The following is a 17,349-nucleotide window of genomic DNA, read 5'->3' as shown; positions in this document are numbered from 1 at the left end:
GTTCCCATGCCGAACACGGAAGTTAAGCTCTTCAGCGCCGATGGTAGTTGGGGGTCTCCCCCTGTGAGAGTAGGACGTCGCTAGGCACAAAAAAAGAGTCATTCCCTTTGGGAATGGCTTTTTTTGTTGAATAAATAATCAAGATCCGATATTTCTTATTGTAATTTACTGCTGCTTTCATTTAAAAATTCTAATATAGCCTGTGGAGCATAATGGGAAGACAGATGAAGAAAGCTTCTGATGATCGAATAGTCTTCTGTTTCTTTGAACATTGTGCAATTGCCCCACCACTCCGTTTCATATCGTGCAATCATACTTAGATTATATAAAAGAAGAAAGTGACATTGAATCGGATTGAGTGGCTGCTGCTGTCCGTCATTTTCAAGAAGAAGCAGCAAATCCTGCATAGAAAACGTAAGATTTTCTAAATGTTCCACGTGAAACAGCAGTGAAGATAAAGTTGGAAACAGACCATTTTTCTGTATTTTAACTGTGTCTTCAAGAAATGAATAATTGCTTTTTTTCTTTTTTCTCGAGGATACTCCGTGTGCCAGCTGAGAAGTGTTGGATGGATAATAAGGATCCTTTGTAATCAGACATGCCTTCACTAAATGGGATAGACCATAGAATTGGAGCAAAGGCTGAATAATAGTAGGAGATTCATTTGATTGAATATAAAAAGCTTCTGCATGCTCGATATGATAGCAAAAGGATGTATGGCGCTGCTGGGCGTGCTTTTCAGCATGAGGATAATTTAATCGTGTATACTCTTTAGATAAAAAGAGCCTGATTTCGGATCTGGAGTAATAGGGCAAGTAGCGATTCCAGTTAAAGATTGTTGACATAGAGGCGATCCTCCCGATTATTCATAATAATCTAACATTTGTTAACCATCTTGACAGGGGTAGAGGTGACTGATAACCTTACAATAATATTTTTCTGACCAGGAGGAATCATAATGATGTGGGAAACTAAGTTTGCTAAAGAAGGCTTGACGTTTGATGATGTATTGTTGATCCCGGCGAAGTCAGAGGTTTTGCCTAGAGATGTTGAGCTTTCAGTAGAACTGACAGAGAAAATCAAGTTAAATGTTCCACTCATTAGTGCTGGCATGGATACAGTGACAGAAGCGAAAATGGCAATCGCCATGGCTCGTACAGGCGGCCTAGGCGTTATCCATAAGAACATGAGCATTGAGGCTCAGGCTGAACAGGTGGAGCAGGTAAAACGTTCTGAGAGCGGTGTAATCACAGATCCATTCTTTTTAACTCCAGATCACCAGGTGTATGATGCTGAGCATTTAATGGGTAAGTACCGTATATCAGGTGTGCCGATTGTAAATGATATGGACGAGCAAAAGCTTGTTGGCATTATTACAAATCGCGACATGCGCTTTATCCAGGATTACTCCATGAAAATTGATGAAGTCATGACAAAAGAAAAATTGGTTACCGCAGCTGTAGGTACGACACTTAATGAAGCAGAACAAATTTTACAAAAGTATAAAATAGAAAAGCTTCCTTTAGTAGATGAAACTGGAATATTAAAAGGGCTGATTACCATTAAGGATATTGAAAAGGTAATTGAATTCCCGAATTCAGCTAAGGATGAAAAGGGCAGACTGCTTGTAGCTGCTTCTGTCGGAGTAACAGCGGATGCTGTTAAGAGAGTAGAACAGCTGGTAAAAGCAGGAGTGGATGCATTAGTCATTGATACGGCCCATGGACATTCAAAAGGCGTCCTTGAAACGATTAAGCTGATTCGTGACTCCTTTCAGGATGTCGCAATTATTGCTGGAAATGTAGCCACTGCTGAAGGAACAAAGGCACTTATTGAAGCTGGTGCAGATGTGGTGAAAGTGGGAATAGGCCCAGGTTCAATATGTACGACGCGTGTAGTTGCAGGTGTTGGGGTCCCTCAAATTACCGCTGTGTATGATTGCGCCACAGAAGCCCGCAAGCATGGTAAGTCTATTATTGCCGATGGCGGCATCAAATATTCTGGAGACATCGTTAAAGCTCTTGCGGCAGGTGGTCATGCTGTCATGCTTGGAAGCTTGCTGGCGGGTACGACAGAAAGCCCAGGGGAAACAGAAATCTTCCAGGGAAGACGTTTTAAAGTGTACCGTGGAATGGGTTCAATGGGTGCGATGGAAAAAGGATCAAAAGATCGTTATTTCCAGGAAGACGCAAAAAAGCTGGTGCCTGAAGGGATTGAAGGACGGACACCATACAAAGGCCCACTCGCTGATACTGTATATCAGCTGGTTGGAGGAATAAGAAGCGGCATGGGGTACTGCGGATCTCAAAATATGTATGATCTTCGTGAACACGCTCAATTTATCCGTATGACAGGCGCAGGTTTGCGTGAAAGTCATCCTCATGATGTTCAAATTACAAAAGAAGCACCAAACTATTCACTATAAGTCCTATAAAAAAAGAACTTCTGATCCTGGAAGTTCTTTTTTTATTTAACCATAAGAAAAGACTAATCTTACTGAAGTCCTGCTTTTTGTTCACCTAACAGTCCTATTCTCTCTCTATTTTTCGGGATACAGGTATGATAAAATGACAGAAGTGTACATATTTAGTTGGAGGTATTAGTAAAGTGAAAAGAAAATGGGTTAGAAGTACAGTCGCTTCTTTACTTGCGTTGGTACTTTTTGTTGGCAGCGGTGCTTTTGCAAACACGTCTTTAGCAGCAGATGAAGTAACAGATTGGAATCTTGATGCGGCAATTTTGATTGAAGCATCTACCGGAAAAGTATTATATGAGGAAAATGCCGATGCTCTTTTAGGTGTAGCCAGCATGACGAAAATGATGACCGAGTACTTATTGCATGAAGCCATTGCAGAAGGAACTGTGTCGTGGGATGACCAATACACAGTAACTGATAAAACATACGAAATTTCACAGGATACTTCATTAAGCAACGTTCCATTGCGAAATGGAGAACAATATACGATTCAGGAATTATATGAAGCTATGGTTATTTATTCTGCAAATGCAGCTACAATTGCGATCGCCGAAACGATTGCAGGCTCGGAAGCAGAATTTGTTACATTAATGAATGAAAAAGCAGGAGAGCTTGGTTTAGATGAATACCGATTTGTGAATTCTTCCGGATTAAATAATGCGGATATGAAGGGGTACCACCCTGAAAACACGGGTGCAGATGAAGAGAATGCCATGTCTGCACGTTCTACAGCCAAGCTTGCGAATCGTCTCCTGAAGGATTTTCCTGAAGTACTCGAAACCGCAGGCATTGCAAAGAAAACATTCCGTGAAGGCACTGAAGACGCCACGGAAATGCAGAACTGGAATTTCATGCTTGAATCGCTCGTTTTTGAGTACGAAGGAGCAGATGGAATCAAAACCGGAACGACAGATTTTGCAGGGTACACATTTACAGGAACAGCAAAAAGAGAAGATATGCGCTTAATTTCTGTTGTCATGAATGCGACAGACGATAACGGCGTTGGTTCATACGAAGCCCGTTTTAGTGCTACAGCTGATATTTTTGATTATGGATTTGACCAGTTTTCGTTGCAGGAAATGGTTCCCGGCGATTATACGATTGAAGGACAGGAATCACTTGAGGTAACAAAAGGAAAAGAAGATACTGTAGACATTCAGTCACAAGATCCTATTCAGATGGTTGTAAAAGAGGGTGAAGAAGCAGCTTCGGAACCTGTTCTATCTCTAGATGAAGAGCTCTTAAATGAGGAAGGCCAGCTGACGGCTCCTGTAGAAGAAGGAGAGGTTGTCGGAAAGCTTGGATTGAATTTAGGGGAAGATGATTTAGGATTTTTAGACAATAGCATGTCCTCTTCGATGCAGGTGGATGTTGTCACTACAGAAAGTGTGCAAAAGGCCAACTGGTTTGTCTTAAGCATGCGCGCAGTTGGAGGTTTTTTCGGTAACCTGTGGGAGACCGTTTCGTCAACTGTAAAAGGCTGGTTCTAATTCAAAAAAGATTCTGAAAAGAAAGTATCTCTTGTCTTGACAGGAGATGCTTTTTTAGTAATTATAAAGAATGGGATAAAATAATTCCGAGGAAAAAGGTGCAATTTTTTGCCCATTCCACTAGATCACTAGTAATGATAAAGGTTTTACGTAATCCAAAGGAGGCTTTTTGTTATGAATACAGGTACGGATCGTGTTAAGCGAGGAATGGCAGAAATGCAAAAAGGCGGCGTCATCATGGACGTTGTAAATGCAGAGCAGGCAAAATTAGCAGAGGAAGCAGGCGCGGTAGCTGTTATGGCACTTGAGCGTGTGCCATCTGATATTCGTGCAGCAGGCGGAGTAGCGCGTATGGCTGACCCGCGTATTGTAGAAGAGGTAATGAACGCGGTTAGTATCCCGGTTATGGCAAAAGCACGTATTGGACATATTACAGAAGCACGCGTATTGGAATCAATGGGCGTTGATTATATTGATGAAAGTGAAGTATTAACTCCAGCAGATGAAGAATATCATTTGTTAAAATCCGATTTTACTGTTCCATTTGTCTGTGGTTGCCGTGATCTTGGAGAAGCAACACGACGTATTGGAGAAGGGGCAGCAATGCTTCGTACAAAAGGGGAGCCTGGAACGGGCAATATCGTGGAAGCCGTTCGTCATTTGCGGAAAGTAAATGCACAGGTGAGAAGAGTCGTTCACATGACGAAAGATGAAATTATGACAGAAGCAAAGCTGCTTGGTGCACCTTTTGAGCTTCTTCTTGAAATTAAAGAGCTTGGCCGTTTGCCGGTCGTGAATTTTGCAGCAGGCGGTGTAGCAACTCCTTCAGATGCAGCATTAATGATGGAACTTGGCGCAGACGGCGTTTTTGTCGGATCAGGAATTTTCAAATCGGACAATCCAGAGAAATTCGCACGTGCTATTGTTCAGGCGACTACTCATTATCAGGATTATGAATTAATTGCTAAGATCTCAAAAGAACTTGGTTCAGCAATGAAAGGGATGGAAATCTCTTCACTATCATTAGAAGACCGTATGCAGGAGCGCGGTTGGTAAGAAAGGGTTGAGCTTATTATGACAACCATCGGAGTACTCGGTCTGCAAGGGGCCGTACGTGAGCATGTCAGATCCATTGAAGCATGCGGCGCAAATGCACTCGTGATTAAAAAAGCAGAACAGCTTGATCAGGTAGACGGCCTTATCATGCCTGGCGGTGAAAGCACAACGATGCGCAGATTAATTGATTTATACGGGTTTATGGAGCCGATGAAAGCATTTGCTGAATCGGGAAAACCCATGTTCGGCACATGTGCAGGTCTAATCCTGCTGGCAAAGGACATCGTAGGATATGATGAACCTCATTTAGGTGTCATGGATGTACTCGTAGAGCGCAATTCATTCGGGCGTCAAAAAGAAAGCTTTGAATCGAATTTAAATGTCACGGGATTGGAAGAGCCGTATAACGCGGTGTTTATCCGGGCGCCTCACATTGTATCAGCAGGACCGTCAACTCAAGTACTTGCGATGCATAATGACCGGATCGTCTTAGCAAGAGATGGACAGTTTTTAGGCTGTTCCTTCCATCCCGAGCTGACAGAGGATCACCGATTGACAAAATATTTTGTTGAAATGGTAGAATCTGCACCGGTTTCTGTATAAAAGTATTGATATTCGGAGACGAATATAGTATCTTTATCGATAATTACACAACGTCAAAACAATGACGGAAAGTAGTAACAACTGATCCCTTTTCTTAGAGAGCCGGTGGGTGGTGTGAACCGGTAAAAGGATGTTGTGAATCCATTCTGGAGTGAAGAGCTGAACGTACTAGTAAGCTTTTCCGGTCGACGCCGTTAGGTCATGAGCGGAAGATGCTTTTTATCTTCAATCAGGGTGGTAACGCGGGCATTAACTCTCGTCCCTTTTTTACAAAGGGATGGGGGTTTTTTTGTTTTTTATACCTAAAAGCGGAAGGCGCTCGTTCAGCTCCGACAAGCATAAGGCGCGTTGGCCAAGCAGGCATGTACTTCGCCTGGTGGGACAGCGTGACTTATGACCTCGAGGAGCTAGCGCCTGGAGCTGGATATCAGTAAAAGCGGAAACGGGCGTTAAGCTCTGACAGACGTAAGACGATTTGCCAAGCAGGCGCTTTTTGCCTGAATGGCGGAGCGGCTTACGATCCGAGGAGCTGCCCGTTGGAGCTGGATATCAGTAAAAGCGGAAGGCGCTCGTTCAGCTCCGACAAGCATAAGGCGCGTTGGCCAAGCAGGCATGTACTTCGCCTGGTGGGGCAGCGTGACTTATGACCTCGAGGAGCTAGCGCCTGCAGCTGGATATCAGTAAATTCTCTGCATTCCTGCACGAGAGACAATCATAAAAGGAGGAAACAAACATGCTGGATTTAAAAAGGCTGCGCAATGAATTTGATGAAATTAAAGAAAAAATGGCTCACCGTGGAGAGGATTTAGGCGATTTTGATCAGTTTCAGGATTTAGACCGTGAACGTCGGGACCTGATTGTAAAAAGTGAAGAAAAGAAAAGCCGGCGAAATGAAGTCTCTCAACAGATTGCTCAAATGAAGCGCGAGAAAAAGAATGCAGATGCCGTTATTGCAGAAACTCGCAGTCTTGGAGACGAAATTAAAGAAATTGATGACCGTCTGCGGGTCGTGGAAGAAAAGCTGGAGGCCCTTCTGCTTTCCATTCCGAATGTACCGCATGAAAGTGTACCGGTTGGAGAAACAGAGGATGACAATGTGGAAGTGAGAAAATGGGGAGAGCTTCCTTCTTTCGAATTTGAAGCTCAGCCTCATTGGGATCTTGCAGTGAATTTAGGCATGCTTGACTTTGAACGTGCCGCAAAAGTTACCGGCAGCCGTTTTGTTTTCTATAAGGGCGCAGGTGCTCGTTTAGAGCGTGCTTTAATTAACTTTATGATGGATCTTCATCAGGACCAGCATGGGTATGAAGAAATGCTTCCTCCATATCTTGTGAACCGTACAAGTATGACGGGAACAGGCCAGCTGCCAAAATTTGAAGAAGATGCGTTTCGGATTGAAGAAGAGGATTATTTCTTAATCCCAACCTCAGAGGTACCGGTAACAAATTATCATCGCGATGAAATATTACGTGCTGAAGAATTGCCGAAAGCCTATGCTGCATACAGCGCAAATTTCCGTTCTGAAGCTGGGTCTGCCGGCCGTGACACAAGAGGGCTGATCCGTCAGCACCAATTTAATAAAGTGGAGCTTGTGCGCTTTGCAAAGCCTGAGGATTCTTACGACACGCTCGAAGAATTAACCGGTCATGCTGAAAAAGTTCTTCAGCTGCTAGAACTGCCTTATCGTGTGTTAAGCATGTGTACAGCTGATCTTGGCTTTACAGCGGCAAAAAAATACGATATTGAAGTATGGATCCCAAGCTATGAGAGCTACCGCGAAATTTCTTCTTGCAGTAATTTTGAAGACTTCCAGGCGCGACGGGCTAATATTCGTTTCCGCCGGGAGCCAAATGCAAAGCCGGAGCATGTTCACACATTAAATGGAAGCGGCCTTGCCATTGGACGGACCGTAGCTGCACTATTGGAAAACTACCAGCAGGAGGATGGAAGCATCCTGGTGCCTGAAGTATTACAGCCTTATATGGGCGGCAAAAAAATTATCCAAAAGTAAGGATTGCTTTATCTTGGGAGAGGCTGGGACACTTTTGTCCCAAGCCTCTTTTTAAATCAGTATTATTGACCTTTTCAGCTACCTGACATAGTATAGAAGTATTCAGAGTGGAAAGGTGGGATTTTGATGCCGGCAACTGTTACAACAGGATCTGTTCCGCGACCGCTAGTCCGGGTGAATCAATGGACCATTATACTATCAATCATTTTAACGTGGATAACAGGTTTTTACTGGCTGCTGCTGCTTCCACTGGCTGCCGGATTAGGCGGGATCTTTTTTGATTTTAATCCGGTTATGCGTATAGCAAAAAACTTCTTAAGAAAACCATTAAATACGTACATTCCTGAAGATAAAAGCGATCAGAAATTTAATCAGACTATAGCATCCTTTTGTTTGGCAGGAGGCTTCTTCTCTTTTATGGTCGGATGGAATGCCGCAGGATACGTTTTTACAATCATGGTCGTTTCAGCGGCTTTTGTAGCAGTCCTTGGCTTTTGTATAGGATGTTTCATTCGTTTTCAGTGGAAACAATGGCAGTATCGACGCAGCCGCCAAGCGTAGGTTAATTCTTGATTTTTCTATTTTGTCTTTCTGTACATAGAGAGCTTGAAGAAGGGTTATTCTATTTGAGAAAGACCAACCTCTTTCTGGACGGAGAGTTTTTTAAAAAAATTTATGAAAAAGATTGACGCTTTTTAGAATGCGTGGTATTATAATTCTTGTCGACACGGAGGAATACCCAAGTTTGGCTGAAGGGATCGGTCTTGAAAACCGACAGGGGAGTCAAATCCCGCGGGGGTTCGAATCCCTCTTCCTCCTCCATAATTTTAACTTTAAAACTTACGCGCATAAATATTGGAGAATTGAAAACCACCGCAGATTTGCGGTGGTTTTTCTCTATTTTATCAGTAGACAACAGAATGATGAGGCAATGAGGCAATGAAAGCCCCCGTGTTAAATCACGGGGGCTTTCATTATTCCTTGATTTAGAATTAATAGCATTAATAAAGAGTGAAATCCCCGCTGCTGACATTTACTTTAATCTGGTAAGTTCCTTTACCGTGAGTTCCTTCTGACACACGGTCTGTCATCTTTGCGTTATCGAGAGGGAATTCATTGGAGAGATCCCCGCTGCTTACTTTTCCTTTCAAAGTGAAATCGGCGTTATCCGGCAGGTCCAGATTCACATCTCCTGAACTGACAGATACATCTATATCACCAGAGAGTTCTGAAAATCCTGCATTTAGTTCCCCTGAAGAAACGTCTGCTGTAAACGGTCCTTGGTAGGAAGAAATGGAAAGGTCTCCTGAGCTTAAATTAAAGTCTCCATTTTCCGTTGTTAATTTTTCGATAAACGCTTCACCCGAAGATCCATTAAAAGAAAACTCTTTCACATCAAGAGCCCCGATCATCACATCGCCGGACCCTATCTTCACAGAAACAGATGAGAGAATCAGGGGATTGGATGAAGTGTATGCTGTGGTGTCAATTTCTCCGGATCCAATGTCCAATTGAAGCTCTTTTGCATATTTTTGGGGCAGATAGACTGTTGCGGTTGTTTGGTCAGAATTGAATTGAAAAAATCTAAATCCTTTTTGCTTGATGGTTATTTCAATGGATTTTCTTCCTTCTTTTACCTTTATGTCATGCTTCTTTGTTCCTTCCACCCGAATGCTGTCTGAATCAACCGGTACAATCTTTGTGTTTACACTTGAAACGTTGAGTTTTACCGATTCAGTGCCCTCGTCTACTTTTGCCTCCTGCTTTGCTGCTCCTGATGCACTCCATGGCCAAAACTCATTAAAATTCACATATAAAAAAATTAGTGCCCCTGCAATCAATAAAATGGCTAAGCCGTTTTTTATCATACCAACCCTCCGTTGTTTTCTTGACTACCATTATCATATATGGAAAAGTTTGTTTTTACTACAAACGGCAGAATGATCTTTTAGTAAGACTTGAGGCGTACGATACATACCCAGAACACCAAAAAGCCATTTCCTGTTTTGAGGAAATGGCTTTTTGGGAGTAGATGGGCTAAAGTATCTTTATTTTTTTAATAAGGCAGTCTGCTGGATAAAGGATCCGACTTTTTCAAGAATCGGATCAATGGATGATGGATCCTGAACAAGATCGTAATCATTAATATCCAGGCGAAGAACCGGGCATGCATTAAAGGAATTGATCCAATTTTCGTACCGCTGGTGCATTTCCTCCCAATAGGCAAGGGGAGTTTCCTGTTCCATCGGGCGTCCGCGCTTTTGGATGCGGTCCAGGATGCTGTCCAAGGACCCTTCCAGATAAATTAATAGATTTGGATGAGGGAAGTAGGGCGTCATGACCATCGCTTCAAACAAGCTTGTGTACGTTTCGTAATCTACAGGTGACATGGTGCCTTTTTCATAATGCATTTTGGCAAATATGCCCGTATCTTCGTAGATTGAGCGGTCCTGAATAAAGCCTCCGCCATATTCAAACATGCGTTTTTGTTCCTTAAATCGTTCAGCGAGGAAATAGACCTGTAAATGAAAGCTCCATTTCTCAAAGTCCTTGTAAAACTTATCAAGGTAAGGATTCGCTTCGACTTTTTCAAAGGATGTGCGAAATTGCAGATGTTCGGCAAGCGTTCGGGTCATCGTGGATTTCCCTACCCCTACAGTACCGGCAATCGTTATAACTGCATCTTTTGGAATTCCGTATTTTTCACGTGCGTTCATGGGTTGTACTCCTTTTAGGTAAAGATTCTTCCACTTGTTTTAAAATGGCGTTTAGATCCTGCTGACTCCGGACAAAATCTGTGTCATCCCCGTTTATTCGGATCACAGGAATTTCAGGATGCGTTTGTTCAAAGTGGAAAATAAACTCATCATAGTCCGCTGCAAGCTGTTCTAAATAGAGAGGGCTCATATTTTTCTCAAACGTGCGGCCTCGCATCTCGATTCGTTTAAGAAGAGTTTCTAAGCTGGCATGCAAGTAAATGACTACATTTGGCTTGGGCATATCCGCTGTCAGGATTCTGTAGATTTCCAAATACTTTTTATACTCTTCCGGCTGAAGCGTGCGTTTGGCAAAGATGAGGTTTTTAAAAATATGATAATCCGCAGCTACAGGCTTCCTGTTTTCGATGTAGAGCCGCTGCATATCACTAAGCTGCTTGTACCGGTTGCAGAGAAAGAACATTTCAGTTTGAAAGCTCCACTCATCAATGTTGTCATAAAATTTATTTAGAAATGGATTTTCGTCCACTATTTCTTTTAGAAGATGAAACTGAAAATGTGAAGAAAGTGCTTTGGCAAGAGAGGTCTTTCCTACGCCAATTGGCCCTTCAACGGTTATGAACGGAACGTTGGTCATTCGCGTTCCCTCCTTAGGATGATTTCGGTCATAATGACAACCGTTATTGTACCATATGGCCCGTGTAAGGAATAGCTGTTAAAAAAGGAAAAAGAGCCTGGGACAAAAATGTCTCAAGCTCTACGACCGGTTCACTTCGCTTCAGGCGGACGCTTTCCGCAGGGACGGCGCTGAGCCTCTTCAGGGCCTTGCCCTGTAAAGTCTCAGCTTGCCGTCATGTCCTGCAGGAGTCGCCACCTTCCGCTCCGCTCACCTACTATTATTCATAAATATATCCTCTTTCTAAAACTTTTTTCAGTTTTGTCCTAATATCAATAAAAGACCATTACTGTTTAACAATATCAAATTGGTCATTGAGAAGAAGCCAATTCTGAGGGAACGGAAGGCCGAGTTTCCAATAGCTCATTCCCCTGAGATTCAGTTCCTTTAACAAATCAAATTTTGCCTGGATGGACCTTGCATCCTCAAACCAGATAATATGATCCGTTCCGTTTGTTGTGTATTCAATAAAAGGGGCTTGGGCTTTTTGATCATATTGAATTGGAACACCCTGGGTTGCAGCGATCTGAATAGCCTGCTGAGGACTGATCGCCCGGGCTTGGGTGCCTTCTTCAAAGGGAAGTGTCCAGTCATATCCATAGAGGTTTTGCCCCATCATGACTTTTTGTGCGGGCATTTCAGTTAAAGCATACTCGAGCACCCGTCGGACAGGACCGATGGGTGAAACTGCCTGAGCAGGCCCCCCGCTGTATCCCCATTCGTAGGTCATAATGACAACAAAATCCACCACTTCTCCAATGGCCTTATAATCATGGGCTTCATACCATTTTCCTTTTTGATCGGCGCTGGTTTTTGGTGCAAGTGCAGCAGACAGCAGCCAGCCTTCCTGAGCGAACCGTTCCTTTGCTTTCTTTAGGAAAGTTACATACGCTTCGCGGTCAGCAGGGCGCAGGTATTCAAAATCAAAATGAATATCGCGGAATCCGTACTCTTTCGCTTTTTCAACAATATTGTCGAGAAGGGCATCCTGTATTGCGATATCGGTTAAAATAATTCTTCCCAGTTCATCACTGAACGCGCCGTCTTCGAGATTGGTAATGACCATCATCAAGATATTCCGGTTAGCTTCAGCAATTGCAGGAAATGGAGCAAGCGGGGGATCTTCAAGTGATCCGTCACGCTTTACCTCAAAACTAAAGGGAGCCAGATAGGTTAAGTAGGGAGCGGCTTCACGGGTGCGGGTCTGCAGCTCCTGGGTTACTTCGCTGCCAAAAGGCTCAACATATGCATTAAACTCCGCTGTCACTTTTGGTGCAGGAGGAAGGTACAGCCTCCACCCGACAGCAAGCGGCTGCTCAGGAGAAATGCCATTTATGCGGGCAAGCTCCTGATAGGAAAGTCCGAACTGCTGGGCAATGGAAAAAAGACTGTCGCCCGGCTGCACAAAATAATACCTGCCAACGATCGGGATCACAAGCGCCTGTCCCTGTACAAGGCGGTCAGGGTTAGGCAGCTGATTGGCGTCCGCAATCGACTGAGGGGCCGTGGAGTATATGCTTCCAATGGTGAAAAGGGTTTCTCCTTGCTGTACCACATGTATTTGCATAAAACGCTCCTTTTAAAGCAGATTTCATAACAGACGGATCCCCGCTTACACATTTCCCTCACTTACTGTATGATAAGAGCAAAGAAAAAATGAGAAAAGGGTGGCGACAGATTTCATGTCTGAGCAGGATGAATATTGGATGAAGCAGGCGATCCAACAAGCACAAAAAGCACTCGAATTAAAAGAAGTTCCTATAGGAGCAGTGATTGTACAAAATGACGAAGTGATTGCCTCAGCCTATAATCTTCGGGAAACGACACAAAATGCCGTCACCCATGCGGAGCTGTTAGCCATCGAACAAGCGTGTGAAAAAACGGGCAGCTGGCGGCTTGAAAATGCTTCGCTGTATGTCACGCTTGAACCGTGTCCCATGTGCAGCGGGGCTATCCTGCTGTCGAGAATCGACCGCGTTGTATACGGAGCACCCGACCCCAAGGCTGGCTGTGCGGGAAGTTTAATGAATCTTCTCGAAGATGAGCGGTTCAATCATCGCAGTGAAGTGGTGTCAGGCGTTTTGAGAGAAGAATGCGGACAGCTGCTTTCCTCATTTTTTAAGGAGCTCCGCGAGGAAAAAAAAGCATTGAAACAAGCGGCAAAACGCAGAGAACTGGGGCAGGAATAAAGCTTTGATGCTGAGGATTGATTTTTGATTAAAAACATAGTATACTGATTCTTGCGTCGTCAAAAAACGCAAATGATTACTGGTCTCATATTTGCCGTGCTAGGTGGGGAATTAGCGGTGCCCTGTATTCGCAATCCGCTCTAGCGAAACTGAATCCCTTCTCGAGGCTGTACATGCTGTAGGGTCTGCCTTCTGTAAGTGGTGTTGACGTTTGGGTCCTGCGCAATGGGAATTCATGAACCATGTCAGGTCCGGAAGGAAGCAGCATTAAGTGAAACCTCTCATGTGCCGCAGGATCGCCTGAACCGAGCTAACTGCAGGAGTAACGCTTATGGCTGTCAGTCGACAGAAGGTGCACGGCAGTTTAATTTATTTATAACACCCGCTCACATTGTGCTGAGTGGGTTTTTTCTTGCCTTTTTTTAAGGATGACGTTTTGCGGCGCGGCTGATTGCGTTATACTTAAGAAAAGCGCTCTCTGCAAAAAAAGTGCAGAGCCGCTTTATTCCATACTTATTTAACAAAAGCCGCTTCCGCAGTAAAGAGAGGGAGGGAAAGCATGGCATACCAAGCGTTATATCGTGTGTGGCGTCCGCAGGAATTTGCTGATGTCGTAGGTCAGCAGCATGTGACCAAGACATTGCAAAATGCCCTGCTGCAGGAAAAAATCTCACACGCTTACTTGTTTTCCGGCCCGCGTGGAACGGGGAAAACAAGTGCTGCCAAAATATTGGCTAAAGCAGTAAATTGTGAACATGCTCCTATTGCCGAGCCATGCAATGAATGCACCATTTGTAAAGGGATTACAGATGGATCGATCCCCGATGTAATTGAACTTGATGCAGCATCCAACAACGGAGTCGATGAAATAAGGGACATCCGCGACAAAGTAAAATACGCGCCGAATGAAGGGCGTTTCAAGGTGTATATTGTAGATGAGGTGCATATGCTCTCAACAGGTGCCTTTAATGCACTGCTCAAAACCCTGGAAGAGCCGCCAAAACACGTGATTTTTATTCTGGCAACAACTGAGCCTCACAAAATTCCTTTAACCATTATTTCGAGGTGTCAGCGTTTTGATTTTAAACGCATCACTTCAAATGATATCGTGGGACGCATGTTGCATATTGCAGACCAGTCCGGCGTGAAATATGACGAAAAAGCGCTGCACGTGATTGCAAGAGCTGCAGAAGGCGGAATGCGGGACGCACTCAGTCTTCTTGATCAGGCCATTTCCTTCAGTCAGGACAAAGTGGCACTCGAAGACGCGCTTACAGTTACCGGCTCAATCGGCCAGGACCGGCTGACCCGATTAATTGAGTCCCTTCATAAACAGGACGTGGCAACAGCGCTTGAGACGATTGATGAGCTGCTGCAGCAGGGGAAAGATCCGATTCGATTAACAGAAGATTTAATTCTTTACAGCCGTGATCTACTGCTCTACAAAGCGGCTCCCCATTTAGAAGAATCCATGGAGCGGGTTTTATCAGATGATGCATTTAAACAATTATCTGAAGAGCTTGAAAGCGGACAGCTGTATGCCTATATCGATATCCTGAATAAAACACAGCAGGAAATGAAGTTCACCAATCATGCCAGAACCTATCTGGAAGTTGCCGCCATTAAGCTATGTCATGCGGAAACATCACCAAAACAGGTTACAGCAGAGCAGGTGCCTGATATACAGGGGCTGATCCAGCGAGTTCAGCAGCTGGAGGGAGAACTCAAGAAAATGAAGCAGGAAGGGATTCCGGCAGGACCTTCTGCAGAACCCGCGTCTGCGCCTTCCAAAAAGACTGCAAGAGGCACGAAAGATTTTAAAGCGCCGGTCGGAAGAATCCTTGAAGTCCTTAAGAATGCTACTAAAAATGATATAACCCAAATTAAAAACCGCTGGGGAGACATGCTGGAGTCCATGAACCGGCAGCAGCTCCGTTCACTTACCGCACTTTTAAATGAAGCAGAGCCGGTTGCAGCATCTCAGGAAGCTTTTGTGTTAAAATTTAAATATGAAATTCATTGCAAAATGGCAATGGAAAATAGTAAGTTAATTGAGTCGATGCCATCCATTCTGCAAGAGCTGACAGGATCCAATTATTCAATTATTGGCGTACCGGAAGAACAGTGGATGGCGATAAGAGAAGATTATATACAGCATCAGGACCAATCAGAGCAAGCGGGTGAAGACGGCAAGACGAAAGAAGATCCACTTATTGCAGAAGCAAGAAAGCTTGTAGGTTCAGATTTGCTTGATATTCAAGACTAAAATTCGGAGGTAATGAAGATGCGTGGAATGGGAAATATGCAAGGTATGATGAAGCAAATGCAAAAAATGCAAAAACAAATGGCTCAGGCCCAGGAAGAGCTTGGCGAAAAGCGTCTAACAGGAACAGCGGGCGGCGGAATGGTCAGCGTAACCGTTTCAGGTCATAAAGAAATTTTGGATGTAACGATTAAAGAAGAAGTGGTAGATCCGGATGATATCGAAATGCTTCAGGATCTGGTTCTGGCTGCTACAAATGAAGCGATTAAAGCTGCAGACGAATTGACCAATTCGACCATGGGGCAATTTACCAAGGGTATGAATCTCCCTGGAATGTTTTAAGGGACGAATATAAATGCATTATCCGGAACCTATATCAAAGCTGATAGACAGCTTTATGAAATTGCCAGGGATCGGGCCGAAAACAGCGGCTCGTCTGGCCTTTTTTGTATTAGGTATGAAAGAAGATACCGTACTTGATTTCGCTAAAGCCCTGGTCAACGCCAAGCGGAATCTTGGTTTCTGCTCTGTCTGTGGTCATATCACCGATCAAGACCCCTGTTATATTTGTGAGGATCAAAAAAGGGATAAGTCCATCATTTGTGTCGTGCAGGATCCAAAAGATGTTATTGCGATGGAGAAAATGCGTGAGTATACAGGTCTTTATCATGTCCTCCATGGCGCCATTTCACCAATGGATGGAATCGGACCCGAGGATATCAACGTGCCTGATCTGTTAAAACGCCTGCAGGATGAAACAGTGAAAGAAGTCATTTTGGCTACAAATCCAAATATTGAAGGCGAAGCGACTGCAATGTATATTTCCCGTCTGCTGCGGCCTTCAGGCATAAAAGTGACACGCATAGCCCATGGGCTTCCTGTAGGAGGCGATCTGGAATACGCAGATGAGGTCACTTTATCAAAAGCGCTGGAAGGACGACGGGATGTATAAAGGAGTTTAATGATGCTGTTTCGAAAAAAAGGCAAGCTGAAAAAAGAATTTGATGATCAACTTATTGAATTGATGGCTGCGACCAGAGATGAATGGCGTCAGCAAAAAAATATGGCTGAACTCAGTATCGAAGTCAGCGGCCAGTCAGCCGCGGCGGAGCGGCTTTGCGAGGCAAAATATTTTTATTTGTTCAAAGAAGCCCGTCAACGCAAAATTGTCATAAAATAACGCGTTCCTTCATATCTTTCTTCTATAAAGATGTTTTCTTAATAGGATCGGGGTGAAGGAATGATCTGGCTGTGGGGTGCAGGAACACTTATTCTTGCGACATTGCTGGTGGCCTTTGGCGTAAAGCCGTTTTTCAGATGGGTATGGCGGTTTTGCACGAAATGGGTGATTGGACTGGCACTTTTATTTATATTGAATCGTTATGGACAAGCTTATGGCTGGTATGTTCCGATGAATCCTGTCACTACAGGGATAGCCGGAATACTCGGAATTCCGGGCACCATTGCACTCGTTTACCTGTACAAAGGAAGCAGCTATTAACGTAGCTGTTTTTTTATTTTCTATAAAGCCTGTTAGCCATTTGAGGGACGTTTCAGCCATCCTGGCCAGTGCTGAAAAATAATTTTAAAAAAGTATTCTAAAAAGGTTGCATTATTTCATCATACCGTGGTATATTATTCCTCGTTGCTAAAAACAACGGCAAACAGCTTTCAGACATGACAAAAAATGAATGAAAAAAAGTTGTTGACATCGATGCTGAATTAATGGTAAGATGATCTAGTCGCTTGAGAGAGCAACACACAAACGAAACACCTTGAACCTTGAAAACTAAACAACCAAAAACGTCAACGTTAGTACAAGATTTACAAGAAACACTATGAGCTTTATCAAACACTTTACGGAGAGT

Annotated in this window: 17 protein-coding genes, 1 tRNA gene, 1 rRNA gene, 1 other RNA gene and 1 other annotated feature; of the genes, 15 read left to right on the top strand and 5 right to left on the bottom strand. The window is 43.8% G+C overall.

Translation table 11 applies throughout. The annotated features are described in order from the left end of the window. A 5S ribosomal RNA gene (gene rrf / locus ACQCT8_RS18820) occupies positions 1–86 on the top strand; the annotation flags it as partial. Positions 87–155: 69 nt separating this feature from the next. On the opposite strand, the gene ACQCT8_RS18815 is transcribed toward rrf, so the two are convergent. Next, a complete protein-coding gene (locus ACQCT8_RS18815; protein ID WP_426873664.1) occupies positions 156–845 on the bottom strand; it encodes a YaaC family protein in 690 nt (229 codons plus the stop codon). Between the two features lie 116 nt (positions 846–961). Between ACQCT8_RS18815 and guaB the strand changes: the two genes are divergently transcribed. The 7 genes from guaB to ACQCT8_RS18780 all read left to right on the top strand — a co-directional run bounded on the left by guaB (position 962) and on the right by ACQCT8_RS18780 (position 8,458). Then, positions 962–2,425, top strand: a complete 1,464-nt coding sequence (gene guaB, locus ACQCT8_RS18810) for an inosine 5'-monophosphate dehydrogenase (protein WP_426873666.1) — start codon at positions 962–964, stop codon at positions 2,423–2,425. A 182-nt stretch (positions 2,426–2,607) separates the two neighbouring features. Continuing rightward, positions 2,608–3,966 carry a D-alanyl-D-alanine carboxypeptidase family protein gene (locus tag ACQCT8_RS18805; protein WP_426873662.1) on the top strand — a complete coding sequence of 453 codons (1,359 nt, stop codon included), beginning with the start codon at positions 2,608–2,610 and terminating at the stop codon, positions 3,964–3,966. A gap of 174 nt (positions 3,967–4,140) precedes the next feature. After that, positions 4,141–5,022: a pyridoxal 5'-phosphate synthase lyase subunit PdxS gene (pdxS, locus tag ACQCT8_RS18800; protein WP_278242597.1), complete on the top strand. Its 882-nt coding sequence runs from the start codon at positions 4,141–4,143 to the stop codon at positions 5,020–5,022. 18 nt (positions 5,023–5,040) lie between these two features. Then, a complete protein-coding gene (pdxT, locus tag ACQCT8_RS18795) occupies positions 5,041–5,625 on the top strand; it encodes a pyridoxal 5'-phosphate synthase glutaminase subunit PdxT (protein WP_426873659.1) in 585 nt (194 codons plus the stop codon). A 52-nt stretch (positions 5,626–5,677) separates the two neighbouring features. Beyond that, positions 5,678–5,892, top strand: a binding site (T-box leader). Positions 5,893–6,358: 466 nt separating this feature from the next. Then, a complete protein-coding gene (gene serS / locus ACQCT8_RS18790; RefSeq protein ID WP_426873657.1) occupies positions 6,359–7,636 on the top strand; it encodes a serine--tRNA ligase in 1,278 nt (425 codons plus the stop codon). Between the two features lie 126 nt (positions 7,637–7,762). After that, positions 7,763–8,197, top strand: coding sequence for a DUF4395 domain-containing protein (locus tag ACQCT8_RS18785; RefSeq protein WP_426873655.1), 435 nt, complete (start codon positions 7,763–7,765; stop codon positions 8,195–8,197). Positions 8,198–8,365: 168 nt separating this feature from the next. Continuing rightward, a tRNA-Ser gene (locus ACQCT8_RS18780) sits at positions 8,366–8,458 on the top strand. A gap of 179 nt (positions 8,459–8,637) precedes the next feature. On the opposite strand, the gene ACQCT8_RS18775 is transcribed toward ACQCT8_RS18780, so the two are convergent. The 4 genes from ACQCT8_RS18775 to ACQCT8_RS18760 all read right to left on the bottom strand — a co-directional run bounded on the left by ACQCT8_RS18775 (position 8,638) and on the right by ACQCT8_RS18760 (position 12,596). Beyond that, entirely contained in the window at positions 8,638–9,504 is an 867-nt protein-coding gene (locus ACQCT8_RS18775; RefSeq protein ID WP_426873653.1) for a DUF4097 family beta strand repeat-containing protein, read from the bottom strand. Between the two features lie 180 nt (positions 9,505–9,684). Continuing rightward, a complete protein-coding gene (locus tag ACQCT8_RS18770; protein ID WP_041054517.1) occupies positions 9,685–10,353 on the bottom strand; it encodes a deoxynucleoside kinase in 669 nt (222 codons plus the stop codon). Further along, positions 10,340–10,990: a deoxynucleoside kinase gene (locus ACQCT8_RS18765; protein WP_426873651.1), complete on the bottom strand. Its 651-nt coding sequence runs from the start codon at positions 10,988–10,990 to the stop codon at positions 10,340–10,342. Before ACQCT8_RS18765 ends, ACQCT8_RS18770 begins: the two co-directional genes overlap by 14 nt. Before the next feature lie 325 nt (positions 10,991–11,315). Further along, the gene (locus tag ACQCT8_RS18760; protein WP_426873649.1) at positions 11,316–12,596 is read right to left on the bottom strand and encodes a glycosyl hydrolase family 18 protein; all 1,281 of its coding nucleotides are present in this window, start codon (positions 12,594–12,596) and stop codon (positions 11,316–11,318) included. Positions 12,597–12,711: 115 nt separating this feature from the next. On the opposite strand from ACQCT8_RS18760, the gene tadA reads away from it, so the two are divergent. The 7 genes from tadA to ACQCT8_RS18725 all read left to right on the top strand — a co-directional run bounded on the left by tadA (position 12,712) and on the right by ACQCT8_RS18725 (position 16,982). After that, positions 12,712–13,218 carry a tRNA adenosine(34) deaminase TadA gene (gene tadA / locus ACQCT8_RS18755; RefSeq protein WP_426873647.1) on the top strand — a complete coding sequence of 169 codons (507 nt, stop codon included), beginning with the start codon at positions 12,712–12,714 and terminating at the stop codon, positions 13,216–13,218. Between the two features lie 94 nt (positions 13,219–13,312). Then, positions 13,313–13,578, top strand: an RNA gene (gene ffs / locus ACQCT8_RS18750) — signal recognition particle sRNA large type. Between the two features lie 199 nt (positions 13,579–13,777). Then, the gene (dnaX, locus tag ACQCT8_RS18745; protein WP_426873645.1) at positions 13,778–15,484 is read left to right on the top strand and encodes a DNA polymerase III subunit gamma/tau; all 1,707 of its coding nucleotides are present in this window, start codon (positions 13,778–13,780) and stop codon (positions 15,482–15,484) included. 18 nt (positions 15,485–15,502) lie between these two features. Next, the gene (locus tag ACQCT8_RS18740) at positions 15,503–15,823 is read left to right on the top strand and encodes a YbaB/EbfC family nucleoid-associated protein (RefSeq protein ID WP_426873643.1); all 321 of its coding nucleotides are present in this window, start codon (positions 15,503–15,505) and stop codon (positions 15,821–15,823) included. A 13-nt stretch (positions 15,824–15,836) separates the two neighbouring features. Next, a complete protein-coding gene (gene recR / locus ACQCT8_RS18735; protein ID WP_426873641.1) occupies positions 15,837–16,433 on the top strand; it encodes a recombination mediator RecR in 597 nt (198 codons plus the stop codon). A 12-nt stretch (positions 16,434–16,445) separates the two neighbouring features. After that, positions 16,446–16,661 carry a YaaL family protein gene (locus tag ACQCT8_RS18730; RefSeq protein WP_426873639.1) on the top strand — a complete coding sequence of 72 codons (216 nt, stop codon included), beginning with the start codon at positions 16,446–16,448 and terminating at the stop codon, positions 16,659–16,661. A gap of 60 nt (positions 16,662–16,721) precedes the next feature. Next, on the top strand, positions 16,722–16,982 hold the full coding sequence (locus ACQCT8_RS18725; protein WP_426873637.1) for a pro-sigmaK processing inhibitor BofA family protein: 261 nt from the start codon (positions 16,722–16,724) through the stop codon (positions 16,980–16,982). Positions 16,983–17,349: the final 367 nt, after the last annotated feature.

The organism is Jeotgalibacillus proteolyticus (assembly GCF_050107735.1).
Taxonomy (GTDB): Bacteria; Bacillota; Bacilli; order Bacillales; family Jeotgalibacillaceae; genus Jeotgalibacillus; species Jeotgalibacillus proteolyticus_A.
This window is presented reverse-complemented; position numbering and strand designations above follow the sequence as displayed.